The organism is Rhizobium sp. BK512, assembly GCF_014194915.1.
In the GTDB taxonomy this organism is placed as follows: Bacteria; Pseudomonadota; Alphaproteobacteria; order Rhizobiales; family Rhizobiaceae; genus Rhizobium.
On record NZ_JACIAS010000001.1, the window covers coordinates 1,019,620 to 1,038,123 of the forward strand.

General features: G+C 60.4%; 13 protein-coding genes. 9 read left to right on the forward strand and 4 right to left on the reverse strand.

Translation table 11 applies throughout. From position 1 onward, the window contains the following. Positions 1–206 precede the first annotated feature (206 nt). Together FHX06_RS05165 and FHX06_RS05170 are read left to right on the forward strand one after the other, a co-directional pair. A complete protein-coding gene (locus tag FHX06_RS05165; protein ID WP_112543953.1) occupies positions 207–1,382 on the forward strand; it encodes an efflux RND transporter periplasmic adaptor subunit in 1,176 nt (391 codons plus the stop codon). Continuing rightward, positions 1,379–4,558, forward strand: coding sequence for an efflux RND transporter permease subunit (locus FHX06_RS05170; RefSeq protein ID WP_113209899.1), 3,180 nt, complete (start codon positions 1,379–1,381; stop codon positions 4,556–4,558). Before FHX06_RS05165 ends, FHX06_RS05170 begins: the two co-directional genes overlap by 4 nt. Positions 4,559–4,565: 7 nt before the next feature. On the opposite strand, the gene FHX06_RS05175 is transcribed toward FHX06_RS05170, so the two are convergent. Next, the gene (locus FHX06_RS05175) at positions 4,566–5,342 is read right to left on the reverse strand and encodes a metallophosphoesterase (protein WP_112544054.1); all 777 of its coding nucleotides are present in this window, start codon (positions 5,340–5,342) and stop codon (positions 4,566–4,568) included. Positions 5,343–5,504: 162 nt separating this feature from the next. Here FHX06_RS05175 and FHX06_RS05180 point away from each other — a divergent pair, with 162 nt between their 5' ends. Beyond that, the gene (locus tag FHX06_RS05180) at positions 5,505–6,629 is read left to right on the forward strand and encodes an acyl-CoA dehydrogenase family protein (protein ID WP_183847353.1); all 1,125 of its coding nucleotides are present in this window, start codon (positions 5,505–5,507) and stop codon (positions 6,627–6,629) included. A 66-nt stretch (positions 6,630–6,695) separates the two neighbouring features. Here the strand turns inward: FHX06_RS05180 and FHX06_RS05185 are convergent, their stop codons facing one another. After that, complete coding sequence (locus FHX06_RS05185; protein WP_112543950.1) at positions 6,696–7,157, reverse strand: RrF2 family transcriptional regulator; 462 nt, start codon at positions 7,155–7,157, stop codon at positions 6,696–6,698. A gap of 211 nt (positions 7,158–7,368) precedes the next feature. Beyond that, positions 7,369–8,157 (reverse strand): SDR family NAD(P)-dependent oxidoreductase, encoded by a 789-nt coding sequence (locus FHX06_RS05190; protein WP_029869198.1) that lies wholly within the window; start codon positions 8,155–8,157, stop codon positions 7,369–7,371. A 163-nt stretch (positions 8,158–8,320) separates the two neighbouring features. Between FHX06_RS05190 and FHX06_RS05195 the strand changes: the two genes are divergently transcribed. After that, positions 8,321–9,088 (forward strand): TIM barrel protein, encoded by a 768-nt coding sequence (locus FHX06_RS05195; protein ID WP_112971227.1) that lies wholly within the window; start codon positions 8,321–8,323, stop codon positions 9,086–9,088. 37 nt (positions 9,089–9,125) lie between these two features. Here FHX06_RS05195 and FHX06_RS05200 read toward each other — a convergent pair whose 3' ends face one another. Continuing rightward, positions 9,126–10,181 carry a LacI family DNA-binding transcriptional regulator gene (locus FHX06_RS05200; protein WP_112971228.1) on the reverse strand — a complete coding sequence of 352 codons (1,056 nt, stop codon included), beginning with the start codon at positions 10,179–10,181 and terminating at the stop codon, positions 9,126–9,128. Between the two features lie 184 nt (positions 10,182–10,365). Here FHX06_RS05200 and FHX06_RS05205 point away from each other — a divergent pair, with 184 nt between their 5' ends. The 5 genes from FHX06_RS05205 to FHX06_RS05225 all read left to right on the forward strand — a co-directional run bounded on the left by FHX06_RS05205 (position 10,366) and on the right by FHX06_RS05225 (position 18,500). After that, positions 10,366–12,291, forward strand: a complete 1,926-nt coding sequence (locus FHX06_RS05205; RefSeq protein WP_112543947.1) for an ABC transporter substrate-binding protein — start codon at positions 10,366–10,368, stop codon at positions 12,289–12,291. 88 nt (positions 12,292–12,379) lie between these two features. Further along, complete coding sequence (locus FHX06_RS05210) at positions 12,380–14,488, forward strand: alpha-amylase family protein (protein WP_113116733.1); 2,109 nt, start codon at positions 12,380–12,382, stop codon at positions 14,486–14,488. Between the two features lie 107 nt (positions 14,489–14,595). After that, positions 14,596–15,582 (forward strand): ABC transporter permease, encoded by a 987-nt coding sequence (locus FHX06_RS05215; protein ID WP_112543945.1) that lies wholly within the window; start codon positions 14,596–14,598, stop codon positions 15,580–15,582. Positions 15,583–15,592: 10 nt separating this feature from the next. Beyond that, a complete protein-coding gene (locus tag FHX06_RS05220; RefSeq protein ID WP_112971230.1) occupies positions 15,593–16,780 on the forward strand; it encodes an ABC transporter permease in 1,188 nt (395 codons plus the stop codon). Positions 16,781–16,790: 10 nt separating this feature from the next. Then, positions 16,791–18,500 carry an ABC transporter ATP-binding protein gene (locus FHX06_RS05225; RefSeq protein ID WP_113014909.1) on the forward strand — a complete coding sequence of 570 codons (1,710 nt, stop codon included), beginning with the start codon at positions 16,791–16,793 and terminating at the stop codon, positions 18,498–18,500. The last annotated feature ends 4 nt before the right edge of the window (positions 18,501–18,504 follow it).

The window sequence follows — 18,504 nt, forward strand, 5'->3', positions numbered from 1 at the left end:
TCTTCATAGGGTTACGGAGATCAGGATTTTCTCCTTCCGGTTGATTTCGAGGTGCTGGCTTGCACCTGTCATCTTCCCGGCAGCCACGCATGAGTAGAATTCGGACTTAGGACGAAGGCTCATGCTTTCGTCCCGGCAGACATGAACAGCAATTTTCAGGCATAGGTTCAGGCGGCTGCATTCGGCCGCCCGCAAGGGGGACCGGAATGGCTTATTCGTTTCGACAGACACTGGCGCTCGGCTGCTTTGCGGCCCTCCTGCCGCTTATCGCTGAAGCGCAGCAAGCGGCTGCCCCCCCGCCCGTCACCGTTGCCAAGCCCGTGGTGCGCGATGTGGTCGACAATGACGAGTTCATCGGCCGTTTTGAACCGGTCGACGAGGTCTCGGTCCGCTCGCGCGTCGGCGGCTACCTGCAGGAAGTCGACTTCACCGACGGCGCTCTGGTGAAAAAGGGCGACCGGCTCTTCGTCATCGATCAGAGGCCGTTCGTCACCGCACTCAATCAGGCCAATGCCGCACTTGAAGCGTCGAAATCGGCTCTGGTCTTTGCCGACGCACAATATAAGCGCGCCCAGTCGCTGGCTTCGAGCGGCAGCCAATCGGCCCAGACACTGGACGATCGCCGCCGTGAGTTCGATTCGGCGCAGGCCAATGTCCGCGGCGCGCAGGCTGCAGCCGATCGTGCTGCGCTCGACATGGAATATACCGAGATCGCCGCCCCCCTCAGCGGCCGCATCGACCGACGCCTGATCTCTGCCGGCAATCTCGTGCAGACCGACCAGACAGTGCTCACGACGATTGTTTCTCTCGACCCGATCGATTTCTATTTCGATGTCGACGAGCGCCGCCTGCTCAACTTCGCAGATACGGCACGCAAGCTCGGCAAGGATCTCCAGCAGGGCGGCGGCGGACTGGATGTCACCGTGACGATCTCGGATCCCAATGCAAAACCGTTCCAGGGGAAACTCGATTTCGCCGAGAACCGGATCGACAACGAGAGCGGCACCATTCGTCTGCGTGCCCGCTTCCCCAATCCCGATCTCGTTCTTCAGCCCGGCCTCTTCGGCCGCATTCAGGTTGAAGCCTCCAACACCTACCAGGCCATTCTCGTCCCTGACGAGGCAATCGGCTCTGACCAGAACGAGCGCGTCGTCTACGTCGTCGGCGCCGATGGCACCGTTTCGACCAAGTCCGTGAGGCCCGGTCCGCGGCTCTACGGTTACCGTGTCATTCGTGAAGGCCTCGACGGCACCGAGACGATCATCGTCAACGGCCTGATACGCGCCCGACCGGGTGCGAAGGTAACACCTCAGATGACCGAATTGCCCAAGCAGCGGACGGATGCTCCGCCGGAAACAGCCGGCGCGGAGAGCGGCCAATGAGATTTGCCCATTTCTTCGTAGACCGGCCGATCTTTGCGGCCGTCATCTCCATTGTTCTGCTTGTTGTCGGCAGCATTGCCTACACGCAATTGCCGGTCTCCCAGTATCCGGAGATTGCACCGCCCACCATCGTCGTGCGCACCTCCTATCCGGGCGCCGACCCGCAGACGATTGCCGATACGGTTTCGACCCCGCTTGAACAGCAGATCAACGGCGTCGAAGACATGCTCTACATGTCTTCCTATTCCAGTGCCGATGGCGCCATGTCGCTGACGATCACCTTCAAGCTCGGCACCGATCTCGACAAGGTCCAGGTTCTTGTGCAGAACCGCGTTTCCATCGCCCTGCCCCGACTTCCCGAGGAAGTTCAGCGTCTTGGCGTGACCACCGACAAGAGCTCGCCTGACCTGATGATGGTCGTGCACCTCCTGTCGCCGTCGCATCGTTATGACCAGCTCTACGTCTCGAATTACGCCCGCAATCGCATACGCGACGTTCTTGTACGCCTTGATGGTGTCGGTGACGTGCAGCTCTTCGGTGAGCGCCAGTATTCGATGCGAATCTGGCTGGATCCGGAAAAGCTCTCCGCCTACGGAATGACATCCGATGATGTCGTCGCCGCATTGAGAGACCAGAACGTCCAGGTATCGGGCGGCAAGATCGGCGCTCCGCCGGTGACCGGCAAGAATGCGTTCGAATATACGGTGCGAACGGACGGACGTTTCTCGGATGTACGCCAGTTCCGGTACGTCATCGTGAAATCGACGGCCAGCGGCCGGCTCGTGTCGCTGCAGGACGTCGCCCGCATTGAACTCGGCGCACAGGATTACGTCACCAACAGTTATCTCAACAATGACCCGGCCGTCGCCCTCGGCATCTTCGCCCGGCCGGGAACCAATGCGCTGGATACGGCCCATCAGATCCAGGGCATCATGAAGGATCTGTCGCAGAACTTCCCGCAGGGCCTGGAATATCGGATCGTCTACGATACGACCGAATTCATCTCGGATTCGATCAATGAGGTCTACAGGACCATCGCCGAGGCTGCGATCCTCGTGGCGATCGTCGTTCTCGTCTTCCTGCAATCCTGGCGAACCGCCCTCATTCCGATCATCGCCATTCCCGTGTCGCTGATCGGCACCTTCGCCGTCCTGCTCGCCTTCGGCTTCTCTCTCAATATGCTGACGCTGTTCGGCCTCGTCCTGGCAATCGGTATCGTCGTCGACGACGCGATCGTGGTAGTGGAAAATGTCGAGCGAAACCTGGCGCGCGGCATGACCCCGAAACAGGCGGCGCACGTCACGATGGACGAAGTCGGGACCGCCGTGGTCGCCATCTCGCTGGTGCTGATCGCCGTATTCGTGCCAACGGCCTTCATTCCGGGTATTTCCGGACAGTTCTACAAACAGTTCGCGGTGACGATTTCAGTCACGACGGCGATTTCCGCATTGAATTCGCTGACGCTTTCGCCCGCACTGGCAGGCATATTGCTGAAAACCCACAATCACGAGACCAAGCGCAAGAACATCTTCTCGCAGTTGGGAAGCGGGCTTGCGAATGGCTTCAATCGCGGATTCGATCGAATGAGTTCCGGATATTCCTGGATCGTCCGGCACCTCGTCAGCAGTTGGGTAGGATTGACAGCTTCGCTTGTTGTCTTCGCCGGCCTGCTCGGAGCGACATGGTATATGGGACAGAAGGTTCCATCGGGCTTCATCCCGACCATGGACCAGGGTTACGCAATCGTCGTCATCCAGCTTCCGGACGGCGCCTCGCTGGCGCGTACCGACGCCGTCGTCAAGCAGGTGGGCGATATCGCCCGCACGGTGCCCGGTGTCGGCAATGCCGTGCAATTTGCCGGCTTCAGCGGGGCGACCTTCACGAACGCTTCGAATTCCGGCGTCGTCTTCGTCCCCTTCAAATCTTTTGCTGAACGTGAAGAGGGCGGCGAGACCGCCAACAAGATCATTGGCGAACTGTACGGCAAGCTGCAGAGCATCCAGGAAGCCTTCATCATTGCCATCCCGCCGCCATCCGTGCGCGGCGTCGGCAATTCCGGCGGCTTCAAGATGCAGATCTCGGATCTTGAAAACGCGGACATGACGCGCGTCCTTGGTCTGGCCCGTCAGATGATGGGTGCGGCTGCAACCACACCCGGCCTGACTGGCGTCTTCACGACATTCTCGGACGCAAGCCCGCAATATTTCCTGGCGATCGACCGCGACAAGGCACGGTTCCTGAATGTGCCGATCCCCAATATCTTCAACGCTCTCTCCATCAACCTCGGCACTGCCTATGTGAACGATTTCAACGCGTTCGGACGCGTCTACCAGGTTCGCGCCCAGGCCGACCGGCAATACCGCATGGACAGGGACGATATTCTCGCCCTGAAGGTTCGCTCGGCAACCGGCGCGCTGGTTCCGCTTGGTACCCTGATGGATATCCAGGATTCCAGCGGTCCGGCACTCGTCCAGCGCTACAACATGTATGTCTCGGTGCCGCTCCAGGGCAATCCGACACCCGGTACATCAACGGGCGACGCCATCAAGAAGATGGAGGGTCTGGCTGCGCAGATCCTGCCGCCGGGGACGACCTTCGAATGGACCGAGCTAGCCTATCAGGAAACCCACACCGGCAATACCGCGATCTACATCTTCGCCCTGTCTGTCATTTTCGTCTTCCTTGCGCTTGCCGCGCAATATGAAAGCTGGGTCCTGCCTCTGGCGATCATCCTCATTGTTCCGCTGGCAGTGCTCGCCGCGTTGATCGGCGTCTGGCTGAGGGGAATGGACAACAACGTCCTCACCCAGATCGGTCTGATCGTCCTGATCGGCCTTGCGGCCAAGAACGCCATTCTGATCGTCGAGTTTGCAAGGCAGGCAGAAGAAGAGGGGAAAAGCGTCGTCGATGCCGCAATCGAGGCAAGCCATCTTCGCCTGCGCCCGATCCTGATGACGGCCTTCGCCTTCATCTTTGGCGTCCTGCCGCTTGCCATCGCCACCGGCCCCGGTGCTGAAATGCGCCAGTCGCTCGGCACGGCCGTGTTCTCGGGCATGTTGGGCGTGACGATCTTCGGCCTGTTCCTGACGCCGGTCTTCTACGTCGTGCTGCGCCGCTGGCGCAAAAAGCCGGCAGAAGCGCCGGCTCACGTCGATGCTGAGGAGAATGCTGCCTGAGCTAGTTTCAGGTGGAAAACAGGTAAACCTGTCCCTGCCAGAAACGGGCTACGGAGAGCCTGCCGCTCCGGAAGGCACGGGTATCGAGGTTGAGCCGCATCGGCTGCACGTCCGGCTGGTCGCTGGGCGTGTGACCATGCACGATGAGTTTCGGCAATGGCAGCGAGCTTTCCAGGAAACGCTGGCGGATGAAGGCCATGTCGTCATCGGCCTGTTCTTCGAGCGATACCCGCGGGTCGATGCCCGCATGTACGAAGGCGACATTGGGCGTATCGAGCATGATCGGCAGGGTGCGGATGAAATCGATATGCGTATGCGGCAGCGACTGGCGAATGAAGGCGTCAAGTTGCGCGCCGGAGCGGAAGACGAGCGGCAGGTGATCGGGATCGAGGCCGTAGGAGCGTAGAAGCTCAGCCGCACCCATGGTCATCCAGTCGTCGTAGGACGCCCAGCCGTCGATATAGTCGAGCATGACGATCTCGTGGTTGCCGGCAAGGCAAATGCGCTCGAATCCTTCCGGCGCCGGGTCCATGAGATGGCTGATGACATGTGCCGATTGCGGACCGCGATCGATATAATCGCCGAGCATGACGATGAGCTTCTTGCCCGGCAGATGTTCTGCATCACGTACGATCGCCTCTTCCGCTTTCTGCAGCAGGTCGAGGCGACCATGCACGTCGCCGATGGCATAGGTCGGGATCTCTGCTATATCCATGCTCACGCGCGGGCGCGGCTGACGACCAGCCTTCGAACCCTCGCGGCTTCGTGCAAGAGAATCACTCATCATCATTCCTGATCAGTTCGCCGTCCCTTAACCATAACTAGAGCATACGGCAAGGCGATCAAGCTGGTAAGAAAATTCAACCAGCAGCGCTTTTGTGAAAAAACCGGCCTTACGCAAGCCGATGCAATCACGCACTTTTTTAGCTTTGGGAAAGAGTGGCAGATGGGCACCGTATCGCAACTGCATGACAATGTGCGCCCTCCCGCGCACCGTATCGAGACCGAGGAAGAAGCTGTTTCCGCGGCACGCCAGCTTGCGGTCGTCTTCCGCCAGCGGGCCAACGAGCGCGATATCAACCGCCTCATGCCGAACGCCGAACTCGACGCGCTCTCGCAATCCGGCCTCACTGCAATCACCGTTCCGCCCGAATATACAGGGCTCGATATTTCCAACGCTTTGCTCGCCGAGATCGTCGCCATCATCGCCGAGAGCGATGCCTCGATCGGTAGTGTGCTGGCATCTCACTTCCGCGTGCTGGAAGGGCTGCGCAACCAGCCCTCCGAAGAACTGAAGACCGCCCTCTTCAACCGCGCGCTCGACGGCGACCGTTTTGCCGCAACCCGTTTTGCCGATCAGGCAGGCCTCGTTGCCGAGGGCTCCGGCTTTCGCCTGACGGGCAGATCGGAGCAGGCAACCGCCATCCTTTTCTCCGACTGGATCGCCGCAGCAGCGATCGATCCCGCAGGCCGCCGGGTGACGCTGCATCTGCAGCGCGACAGCGATGAGTTGCAAACCGTCGACGACTGGGATGCGTTCGGACTGCGCACCAATGGCACAGCAACGATGATTGCCGGCAAGCTGCATGTGAATGCCGATACCGTTAGCCCGGCCCCATCCGGCAGTCACACGACGGAAAGTTCCTTGGGCCTTCTCCTGCAAGCAGCCGTCAGCCTCGGCATCGCCCGTGCGGCTTTTGCCGACCTGCTCGTCATGGCGAAGGACCCCTCTGCCCTCTTCGGCAAAATCGGCGAGCGCGGTGTTCGTATCGAAACAGCGACCGGCGCGTTGGAACGGGCCGGCCGCAAACTGGATATGGCCCAGGTAAGTCCCGCCGAGCCCGCCATGGCGGACGCCTATTTCTCTGCCTCCTCCGCCTGCCTGGGCGCGACCGAGGCGGCGTTGGACACCGCGAATGCCCTTTTCGAACTGGCCTGTGGTGCGACCGGCAGTATAGCGCTCAACCTCGACTGCCACTGGCGTAACGCTCGCATCCACGACATGACGATTCAGCGCGAGCCGCTGCTCAACACGGCGGGCGCATATGTTCTGAAAATGAGAGAGAGCTGACGCAATTCCGGCAAACCGTGACGCGCTTTTGCATCCGGAATTGCGTGAAGATGAGAGGAGTGCGGATCAGCTTGCGGCGGAAACCGGAAGCTTTTCCTCGACCGTTTCGACACCACCGCCAAGGACGAACTGTTCGAGCGTCATATTGTCGAGAATGGCAGCGATCGCGTCCCGCACTTCGGTCATCGAACGCCGCACCTGACAGGTCTCGGGATCAGAACAGTCGTCGCAGGCCTCATAAGCTGTTCGGCTTGCGCAGCGGATCGGCGCAAGTGGCCCGTCCAGCGTGCGGATGACATGACCAATGCGGATCTCAGAGGCTGGCCGCGAAAGCGAATAACCACCACCCGGTCCCTTCTTCGATCGAAGGATACCGACATTGCGCAATTCCAGGAGGATCGTATCAAGGAATTTCTTCGGGATGTTGTTGCGCGAAGCGATGTCATTGATAAAGGCGGTCTCGCCCGGCGCCAGCCGCGCCAGATCAACCAGCGCCTTCAATCCGTATTTTCCCTTTTTCGTCAACATCTCGATCGCCCTGCACTTTGCGGCATTATGCTTGCGTAATAACAGGGAAATAGAGTCAAAACCATGAAGAGACAACAAAATAACCCGTTTTTATAGGTTATTTCGACTATCTATGTTGCCGTAAAACCGCGCCTTCAAGTCTCTCGGCACCTACCAAGATTGATGAGCCGGCCCCGCCCTGGACACGCCTAAGCGGGACCGTAAACACGAACTATACCGTCTTCAGCATACCGCCATCGACGAAATAGGTAGAGCCGATGCTGTAGCTCGACCGGTCGGAGCAGAGGAAGACGAAGAAATTTGCAAGCTCCTCCGGCGTGCCGAACCGCTTGGACGAGGCATGTTCATCCGCCACGCTCTGCAAATATCCCTCCCAGTCGCCGCCCGTCTCAGCCGTCAGCTGCTTGGCGGTCTTGATCCAGTCGGGCGTCAGAATAAGGCCGGCATTGACGCAGTTGACGCGAATCTTATCCTTCACGAGTTCCGTCGAGAGCGTCTTGGAAAACATCATCAACGCCGCCTTGGTGACGTTGTAGATCGGCTCGTACCAGAGCGGCTGCACGGCGCAGATGGAGGCGTTGTGAAGGATCACGCCGCCGCCGCGCCTCTTCATTTGTGGGGCGATCCCACGGGCGAGACGCACGGCTGCCATTACATGCAGATCAAAATAGGCCTGCCATTTTTCATCGGGCGCTTCCATAACCGTCTCGTTGGAGCCGGTGCCGGCATTGTTGATCAGAATGTCCGCGCCGCCGCGCTCGGCAGCTGCAGCAATGATTGCCTCCGTACCTTCTACGGTCGCAACATCGCTTTCGACCGCAATGGCGCTGACGCCGTATTTTTCGGCGATGCGCACCGCCTCTGTATCCAGCCGCTCGCGTCCACGCGCAGACAAGATGAGGTTGGCGCCTTCTGCTGCCAGCCCTTCGGCGATCGCAAGCCCGATGCCGACCGAGCCGCCGGTGATGACAGCGGTCTTACCCTTCAATCCGAGATCCATGAAATCCTCCCAATCCGGCCGGCGGTCCGGCCAATTCGCCAACTCTTCCGGCATTGGCTCTGCCCGTCAAGCCGTGGCGAAAAATCATCTGCACCGGGAGCCGATCCCTCTTGTCGCAGGCCGGGATCTGTCGCATGCCTGCAGCGATAGTGGAGGAGTTTTCATGCGACTTTATTCAGCTTGCATCGAATGGCTGTTTGCCGAGGAAGGCGACGTTTTCGCGGACCGGATCCGCCGTGCCCATGCCGCGGGCCTAAAGGCCATCGAGTTCTGGCGGTGGACCGATAAGGACCTCGGCGCGATCGAAGCCGCGGTGAAGGAAACCGGTCTCAAGGTAACGAGCCTCGTGGCCGAGCCGATGATCGCTCTGACCAATGCCTCAAATCGCGAGATTTGGCTGAAGGGTCTTGCCGATTCTGTCGCCGTTGCAAAGCGCCTCGGCGCGCCGGTGCTGATCGCACAGGCGGGCGACGACCTCGCGGGTTTCACGCGGGACGAACAACGCAAGGCGCTGACGGAAACTCTGCGGGCCGGTGCCGATATTCTTGACGGCAGCGGCGTGCGCCTCGGAGTCGAGCCGCTCAACATCCGCATCGACCATATCGGTTATTTCCTCGATTCCACCCGCGAGGGCCTGGACATCGTCGATGATGTCGCCCGTCCGGAAATCGGCATCGTCTATGATATCTATCATTCCGCCGTCATGGACGAACGCACGGAAGATGTTCTGGTTGGCCGCATGGACCGCGTGTTTCACGTCCATGTGGCCGATCACCCGGGCCGCAACGAACCTGGTACCGGCACGATCGATCTCGCTCACCGCCTCAACTGGATCTTCGCCAATGGCTATACCGGCGCTATCGGCCTGGAATACAAGCCGATAGCACCGGGTGCCGATGCGGTGAAGGCGGCCATTGCGACGCTGGGCTGACGCTCAGCTTCTGCCACCACCCGGCAGCACGGCCCCATCACTTAACGAGCGCGTTGTTCCGAGCGATTTCCGATTGCGGCTTTTCTGGATCGGTCGCTACCGCGACCTTGCACGGACCGGCTGAACGGCGCTCGACGATCCGCGAAGCGATCATCACCCGGCGGGCCGGCATGCCGGGCAGGCGCGGATTTTCGATCCGCTCGAGAAGCAGCCGGAGACCGACAGCTCCACCCTCCTGTCCTTCCATTTTCACCGTCGTCAATGGCGGCGAAATCTGCGTAGCCGGCGAGAAATCGCCAAAGCCGACGACCGAGACGTCATCGGGAATGCGGTAGCCCTGGCCCAGCAGCTCGGAAACCACCGTCAGCGCCAGCCCGTCATGGGCACAGAAGAAGGCCGTCGGGTGAATGCCCTTTGCCTTGAGGTCGCGGAAAGCTTCACCGAAGCCGACTTGCTCGTCGAACCGCAACACATGCAGCGAAACATCCTCGCAGCGTTCGGCAATCTCTCGCGCCCCATAGAAGCGCTCGCGCCGACCCCGGAAACCGGGCGTGCCGTTGACATAGCAGATCGACCGGTGGCCAAGCCCGATCAGATATTGAAGCACCGCCTGGCCCGCCTCATGGTCCGTACCGGTGATCTGGTCAGCCTGCTCCAACGGATCAACCCAACCGAAACGCACGATCGGCACCCCGATTGCGGTTGCTGCGGCGATTGCCTCCCGGTCATGCGGGCCGACAAGCAGCAGCCCGGCGCAGGAACGCGCCAATTCCTCAAGCTGATCGGGGCTATGTGTCCAACGGACGCGGAGCGCCATGCCCAGCCTGTGTGCCTCACGCTGCACGCCATTCTGGATCTGCATGTAGAGTTCGCTGTTGACTGCATCGAGGTCGTGGAAAACGACAGCGATATCGTTCGTCTGGGATTGGCCCGCAGGACGCGTGTAACCCAGCCGCTCTGCCGTCGCGCGGATCAGCATGCGTGTTTCCTCGCTGACGCCGCTCTTGCCGGCAAGCGAACGCGAAACCGCATATTTCGAGAGACCGACCTCCCGCGCGATCGTCTGTAAGGTAACCCGCCCTCTGCTTCCCACTCTCCACCTCGATAGTCACCTGGCGCTCGGAGCGCTTCGCTACACGTTCTCTGCCAAAATTGCAAATTCTTGCACTAACAAAACATAACGCTTTACCTAACAATATCCAAATGTATTCTTTCCGTTATCCAAGCCCGAGAGCAAAAATAACGATAAGGGCTGAGGATTTTTGGAGGAGAACCCTATGATCAAGCTGAAACGTCGTGCGTTTCTGGCCGGGACTTCGGCCGTTCTGATCCTGCCGGCCCTGCCGGTTTTCGCCGCGGACTTCAGGGAAGCGGATATTCTGAAGGAGAAAGTTTCAAGCGGCGCGTTGCCGGCTCTGAAGGACCGACTGCCGGAAAATCCGCTCGTTATCAAGCCGGTCGAAAGCGTCGGCAAATACGGCGGCGACTGGAATATGGCGCTCGTCGGCGGCGGTTCGCTGTCTATGCTGTTCCGCTATCAGGCCTATGAGCCGCTGCTGCGCTATACCCCTGACTGGTCCGGCGTGACGCTGAACGTCGCTGAAGCCTTCGATGGCAATGCGGATTCCACCGAATATACTATCCGCCTGCGCAAGGGTATGAAGTGGTCGGACGGCCAGCCCTATACCACCGCCGACGTGAAGTTCTGGTACGATACGATCCTGACCGACAAACGCGTCGCCGTGAACGGCCAAGGCCATTGGAAAACGGCAGGCAAGCCGGCGAAACTCGAAATCGTTGACGAACAGACGTTTAAAGTTATCTTCGCAAAGCCTAACGGTATGTTCCCGTTGCAGGTTGCTTGGGCGAACAGCGACCATACGACCCGTTGCCCCAAACATTACCTCGAGCAGTTCCATATCGATTATAATCCGAAGGCCGATGAGCTTGCCAAGGAACGCGGTTTCGAAAGCTGGATCGCCGCCTTCCAGTCCGCCTCCGGCTTCCAGGACGACAACGCCTTCTTCCTGAATTCCTCGAAGAAGCCCTGCCTGCATGCCTGGATGTTCACGACCGCGCCGGGCGAAAATACCGAACGCGCTGTTGCCGAACGCAACCCCTTCTATTGGAAGGTGGATACGGAGGGTAACCAGCTCCCCTATATGGATCGCATCGTCTACCAGATGGTCGCCGATCCGCAGGTGCTGCTGCTGAAGGCCATGCAGGGTGAAGTCGACCTGATGGACCAGTATATCGCGACACCGAACAACAAGTCGGTGCTCTACGATGCGCGCGAGCAGGGCAAGTATGATTTCTACACGCTGACTTCGACCGAAGCCAATGTGATGAACTTCATTTTCAACCTGAACCACAATGACGAGACCAAGCGAAAGCTCTTCCGCAACAAGGACTTTCGCGCGGCCCTCTCGATGGCACTCGATCGCCAGTCGCTGATCGACGCCGTGCTCGTTGGCCAGGGCGCTCCTGCCCAGCCGTCCATCAAGCAGGGCGATCCGCTCTACAACGAGCAGCTTGCCACTCAGTTCACGAGCTACGATGTCGACAAGGCGAATGCCATGCTCGACACGTTGATCCCGAAGCGCGACGACCAGAACTTCCGTCTCGATGAAAAGGGCCGCCGCCTGACGGTGATCTTCGAGATCGACCAGGCGCGCGCCGTCTTCCTCGATCTCTTCCAGCTGGTCATTCCGATGTTCCAGGCCGTCGGCATCGATGCGCAGATGCGCACCATGGACCGCTCGCTCTGGGAAACCCGCGTCCGTCAGGGCCGCGATTTCGATGCCACGGCTCACCAGTTCGGCGCCAATGGCGGCGTCGCTGCCATGCTCGATCCGCGCTACTACGTACCGACGGATTCGAACGCCATGTATGCTCCAGCCTGGCAGCTCTGGTATCTCGACCGCAACAACGCCAATGCTGAAGAGCCACCGGAGGAAACGAAGAAGCAGCTTGAGCTCTACGACAAGCTGAAGGCAACCTCCGATCCTGCCGGCCAGCAGGAGATCATGAAACAGATCCTGCAGGGTGCTGCGGAGAACTTCTATGTCTTCGGCATTTCCCAGCCACCGGATGGCTACGGCGTCGTCAAGAACAACATGAAGAACATCACGAAGACCATGCCGAACTCCTTCGGCTGGCCGACCCCTGCTCCCACCATGCCAGAGCAGTTCTACAAGGTCTGATGGCCTGCGACAGCAATGATGTTTTCCAGGCGCCGGCCTCACCGGCTGGCGCCTTGGTCCCTCTTTTGCCAATGATTGGATGAAGACGATGCTCGACGCCAGAAGACAGAATACAGACACGCTGCGCACACCAGACTGGTTCAAGACCGCAACGCGCTGGACCCAGCTCACTTTCGTCGAAGACGATCCAGAGAAATACGATCCGGCCTTCTGGGTCGATGTCTTCAAGCGCACGAAATCCAACGCGGTCTGCCTCAGCGCCGGCGGCTACATCGCCTATTATCCGAGCGAAGTGCCCTATCACTACGTGAGCAAATATCTGGGTGATAAGGACATCTTCGGCGCGCTCGTCGATGCCGCCCGCAAGCTCGACATGCATGTCATGGCCCGCGTCGATCCGCACGCCATTCACGACGATGCCGCCAAGGCGCATCCCGAATGGGTGATGATCAATGCCGACGGCACACCGCGACGCCACTGGGCCTATCCGGATGTCTGGGTCACGAACGCCTATGGCGATTACAACACCGTCTTCATGCCTGAAGTGGTCAAGGAGATCGTCCGCAAATACGATATCGACGCCGTCTTCGCCAATCGCTGGCAGGGTCACGGCGTCGATTACAGCGAAGACAGCGCGCGCCGCTTCAAGGATATGTTCGGCCACGCGCTGCCGAAGAAGCCGGATGCCGACGACCCGGCCTGGCAGGCCTGGGTACAGTGGCGCCGTCGGGTTCTGACGGACATGATCGCGCAGTGGGACGATGCAGTCAAAGCGATCCGCCCTCATGCGAGCTTCATCCCGAACATGGGCGGCGCTTCGCTGATGGAATTCGACCTTTCGGTCATCGCCAAACACTGCCCCTTCCTCGTCGTCGACCATCAGGGCCGCAAGGGTCTGGAACTCGGCTGGTCGGCCGGCCGCAACGGCAAGCGCATCCGCGCCACTTTCCCGGATCGTCCGGTCGTGCTCATCACTTCGATCGGACCGGAAGAGGAATATCGCTGGAAGGATGCCGTCACCTCTGGCGAGGAAATGCAGCTCTGGATCAATGACGGCACGGCCCACGGCCTCTATGCCTGGTTCACCAAATTCAACGGCGTCGTGCCCGACAAGCGCTGGGTCGAACCGGTCGCCGATGCTTTCGCGCTGCAGGCTGCCGTCGAGCCGGTCCTTGAAAGCATGCATCCGACGGCCGAAATCGCCGTCATCGACCCCTCGACGACGCTCCGCCACTGGGCGCCGGAAGAGCGCCACAACGCTGAGAAGCATGATCTTGGCTTCTACCATGCGCTCGTCGAAGCCCGCCTGCCCTTCGAGCTTCTCTCGGATCAGGTTCTGACCAAGGAAAACCTCGACCGCTTCAAGCTGATCATCCTCGCCAACGCCTCCTGCCTTTCAGATGTGCAGAACGCGGCGATCCGCGCCTATGTCGAGCGCGGCGGTAGCGTCATCGCGTCCTACGAAACCTCGCTGCGCGACGAATTCGGCAAGAAACGCAGCGAATTCGGCCTCTCAGACGTGCTCGGCGCCAAGTTCGTCTCCGGCCCACGCGGCATCGTCAAGAACACCTACGTGGCGCTCTCGGGCGATCATCCGGTCAATCAAGGCTATGACGGTGCCGAGCGCATCATGGGTGGCACGCGCCTGATCCATGCCGATCCCATCGGCAACGCGACGACACCCTTCCTCTATGTGCCCGACTTCCCGGATCTGCCGATGGAGGAAGTCTATCCGCGCAAGGCCCCGGAAGGCGCCGGTGTCATCGCCCGCGAAACCGGCAAGGGCGGTCGCACCGTCTATATCCCCTGGAATATCGGCGAGATCTTCTGGGAAGTCTTTGCTGTCGACCACGGAAAGCTGATTGCTAATGCAGTCCACTGGGCACTTGGCAAGACGCCGCGCGTCACCGTCGAAGGCCCCGGCGTCCTCGACATGGCGTTGCGCGAAAATGCTGAAGGCGTCGCGCTCAGCCTCTTCAACCTCACAAACCCGATGATGATGAAGGGGCCGATACGCGAAAATTACCCTCTGGCGGCGCAGACGGTTTCGGTGGAAATTCCTCCGGGCAAATCGGTAGCCAAAGCATGGCTTGTTGTTACCGACCGCGCCGCAAACTTCAGCGTCAAGGACGGCCGTGCACAGGTGGAGGTGCCCGGCATCGAACGGCTGGAGGTGCTGCACCTCACCTGGAAATGAGGTGCTGAAGCAGGGAGGAGCGCTTTCGGCCTGAAGGGGCCGAAAGCGGATGGAGATCCGAAGGAAGCGCCTGACCAGGCGCTCTCAACGGGAGGAGAAACATTCCGATGCTTGGCTATATTTTCAAGCGCGTGCTCTACATGATCCCGACGCTGATCGGCATGTCGCTGATCTCGTTCCTGATCATTCAGCTGCCGCCGGGTGACTACCTGACCTCGATGATCGCCACGATGAGCGACAGCGGCCAGGCTGTCGATCCTGCGCAGATCGAGCGGCTGAAAGAAATCTACGGCTTCGACGACCCCTTCTATATCCAGTATCTCAAATGGATTTGGGGCATCATCAGCCGCGGCGATTTCGGCTGGTCCTTCGAATGGAACCAGCCCGTCTCCGGCCTCATCTGGGCGCGCATGGGCTCGACGTTGGTCATCTCACTGCTGAGCCTCCTCTTCGTCTGGATCGTCGCCCTGCCAATCGGCATCTACTCGGCTGTGCGCCGCCATTCGATCAGCGACCACGTCTTCACCTTCTTCGGCTTCATCGGTCTCGCAGTACCAAACTTCATCCTGGCGCTGACACTGATGTATGTCGCCTACCGCTATCTCGGGCAGAGCGTCGGCGGTCTCAATTCACCCGAATATGCCGAGGCGCCGTGGAGCCTCGCCAAGATCGGCGACTTCCTCGCCCATCTCTGGATTCCGATCATCATCATCGGCGCCTCGGGCACGGCCGCCCTCATTCGCATCCTGCGCGCCAATCTGACGGACGAGCTGCACAAGCCCTATGTCATCACCGCCCGCGCCAAGGGCCTGCCGGAATACAAGGTGATCATGAAATATCCGGTGCGCATTGCGCTGAACCCCTTCGTCTCGGCGATCGGCTGGGTGCTGCCGCATCTCGTCTCCGGCGTCACCATCACCGCCATCGTCCTGAACCTGCCGACCGCAGGTCCCCTACTCTTCCGCGCGCTGGTCTCGCAGGACATGTATCTTGCCGGCAGCTTCATCCTGCTGCTCTCGGCGCTCACCCTCGTCGGCATGCTCCTGTCGGACCTGCTGCTTGCGCTGCTCGATCCGCGCATCCGGTTCAATTGAGGAGGCGCCGATGACGCACGAAACATTCGGAACCCAAACCGGCCCCCTGCATGTCGTCGCCGACGGCCCCTCGATCAGCCCGCTGAAACAGGGCAAGACCGTCTCGACTGCCGCTGTCGGTCCCTGGCGACTGATTGCCGGTAAACTGATCCGCCAGAAAGTGGCGATGGTCGCCGGCGTAATCATCCTGCTGCTTTATCTGATCGGCCTGTTTGCCGAATTCCTGGCGCCCTCTTTGCCCGCGACCTCGAAGCCGCAATATACCTACGCACCGCCACAGAGCCTGAGCTTCTTCGTGACCAAGCCGGATGGCAGCTCGGAATTCAATTTCCATGTGAAGGGCTACAAGGTGGAGATCGACAAGGTGGCCTTGAGGCGCACCTTTGTCGTTGACGATACCAAGGTCGTGCCGGTCGGCTTCTTCGTCAAAGGCCCGGCCTATCAGCTCTGGGGCTTGATCCCGATGACCACGCATTTCTTCGGCCCGATCAACCCCAATGACCCGATGTACCTGCTCGGTGCCGATCGCCTGGGCCGAGACGTTCTGACCCGGCTGATCTACGGCACCCGCATTTCCATGTCGATTGGCCTCGTCGGCGTCGCCATGTCACTGGTGCTCGGTGTCGTGCTCGGCTCCATCTCCGGCTTCTATGGCGGCTGGGTGGATACGCTGATCCAGCGCGTCATCGAAGTCGTCAGCGCCATGCCGACTATACCGCTGTGGCTCGGCCTTGCGGCGGCGATCCCGCTCACATGGTCTCCGGTCAACGTCTATTTCGTCATCACCATTATCGTCTCGCTGCTTGGCTGGACCAGCCTTGCCCGCGAGGTGCGCGGCCGTTTCCTGGCGCTGCGCAGCGAGGATTTCGTCACCGCCGCAAAGCTCGACGGATCGAGCGAGGCACGGCTGATCTTCCGCCATATCCTGCCCTCGCTGACGAGCCACATCCTCGCCGTCGTCACACTCGCGGTGCCGACGATGATCGTTGCCGAAACCTCGCTCTCCTTCCTCGGCATTGGCCTTAAGCCACCGGTCGTAAGCTGGGGCGTGCTGCTGCAGGACGCCCAGAACATCCGCACGGTCGCGACCGCGCCCTGGCTGCTGATCTGGCCGTCGCTGGCGGTCGTCATTGCCGTCCTGTCCTTCAACTTCTTCGGCGATGGCCTGCGCGATGCAGCCGATCCCTATGACAATTGAGGAGGAAGCCATGACCGATCTTCCCGATGACGTCGTTCTCTCGGTTGAAAACCTCTCGATCGATTTCCGGCTGCGCACGCATATCCTGCACGCCGTCGAGGATGTGAGCTTCCAGCTAAAGCGCGGCCAGACGCTCTGCCTCGTCGGCGAAAGCGGCTCCGGCAAGAGTGTCACCGCCCGCTCGCTGCTGCAGATTGTCGACAAGCCCGGCACGATCGTCGGCGGCCGTATCCTGCTGCGCAACGGTAGCGAGATTACCGATATCGCGACCCTTCAGCCCGGCAGCCGCGCCATGCGGGAAATCCGCGGCCGGCGCATCGGCCTCATCTTCCAGGAGCCGATGAGCTCGCTCTCGCCTGTCCACACGATCGGCTCGCAGATCGTCGAGGCGATCCGCCTGCACAGCAACCTCGACAAGAAGGCGGCCCGCGCCCGCATGGTCGAGCTGCTGCGGCAGGTGGAAATCCCCAATCCCGACAAAATGGCCGACCGCTACACGTTCGAATTTTCCGGTGGCATGCGCCAGCGCGCCATGATCGCCATGGCGCTTGCCGGCAATCCCGATATCCTGATCGCCGACGAGCCGACCACTGCGCTGGACGTGACGACGCAGGCCGAAATCCTCGACCTTATCAAGCGCCTGCAGGTCGATCGTGGCATGGCGATGCTGCTTATCACCCACGACATGGGCGTGGTGGCGGAGGTGGCGGATGATGTCGCCGTCATGCGCTTCGGCCACATCGTCGAGCGTGGCCCCGTCGATGCGATCTATCATGCAGCCACCCATCCCTATACACGCCAGCTGCTGGCCTCGACAGTGAAGCTGACACATCATGTCGAAGGCAGATTGCCGGCCATCGCCATCTCTTCACAAGCACCGCAGCCGATCCTCTCGGTGCGCAATCTCAGCAAGACCTTCGGCTGGCATGGGAACGCCAACACGCTGCGTGCCGTCGACGACGCCAATTTCGACCTCTACCCCGGTGAAAATCTCGGCATCGTCGGCGAAAGCGGTTCCGGCAAGACGACGCTCGGCCGCCTGATCCTGCGCACCGTCGAACCGACAACCGGCACGGTTCTCTACCGTGGCAAAGATGGCGGCGAGACCAATGTCACCAAGCTCGGCAAGAAGGAACTGCGCAACTTCCATCGCGAAGTCCGTCTCGTTTTCCAGGATCCCTTCGCCTCACTGAACCCGCGCATGACCGTCAAGGAGGTGATCGCCGATCCCTTGATCGTCAACGGCCTAGCCAAGGGCAAGGCGCTGGAAGATCGCGTGGCCGAACTGATGCGCCTCGTCGGCCTCGATCCGATGGGCATGGAGCGTTACCCGCATGCCTTCTCGGGCGGCCAGCGCCAGCGCATCGGCATTGCCCGCGCCCTTGCCCTCGATCCCCGCATCATCATCGCCGATGAGGCGACCTCGGCACTCGACGTCTCGATCCGCAGCCAGATCCTCGATCTGCTGCTCGATATCCGCCAGCGGCTGAACCTGAGCTTCATCTTCATCTCCCACGATATTTCCGTGGTACGCTATTTCTGCGACCGCGTCGCCGTCATGCATCGCGGCAAGATCGTCGAACTCGGCGAAGCCGAGCAAATCTGCACCGCACCGCAGGAAGCCTATACGAAGAGCCTCATTTCAGCCGTTCCCAATCCCGACCCACGCGACAAGCGCATGCTGCACCGGCATCGGTTCGTCGCTCCCGCCAATGCCTGAGGAT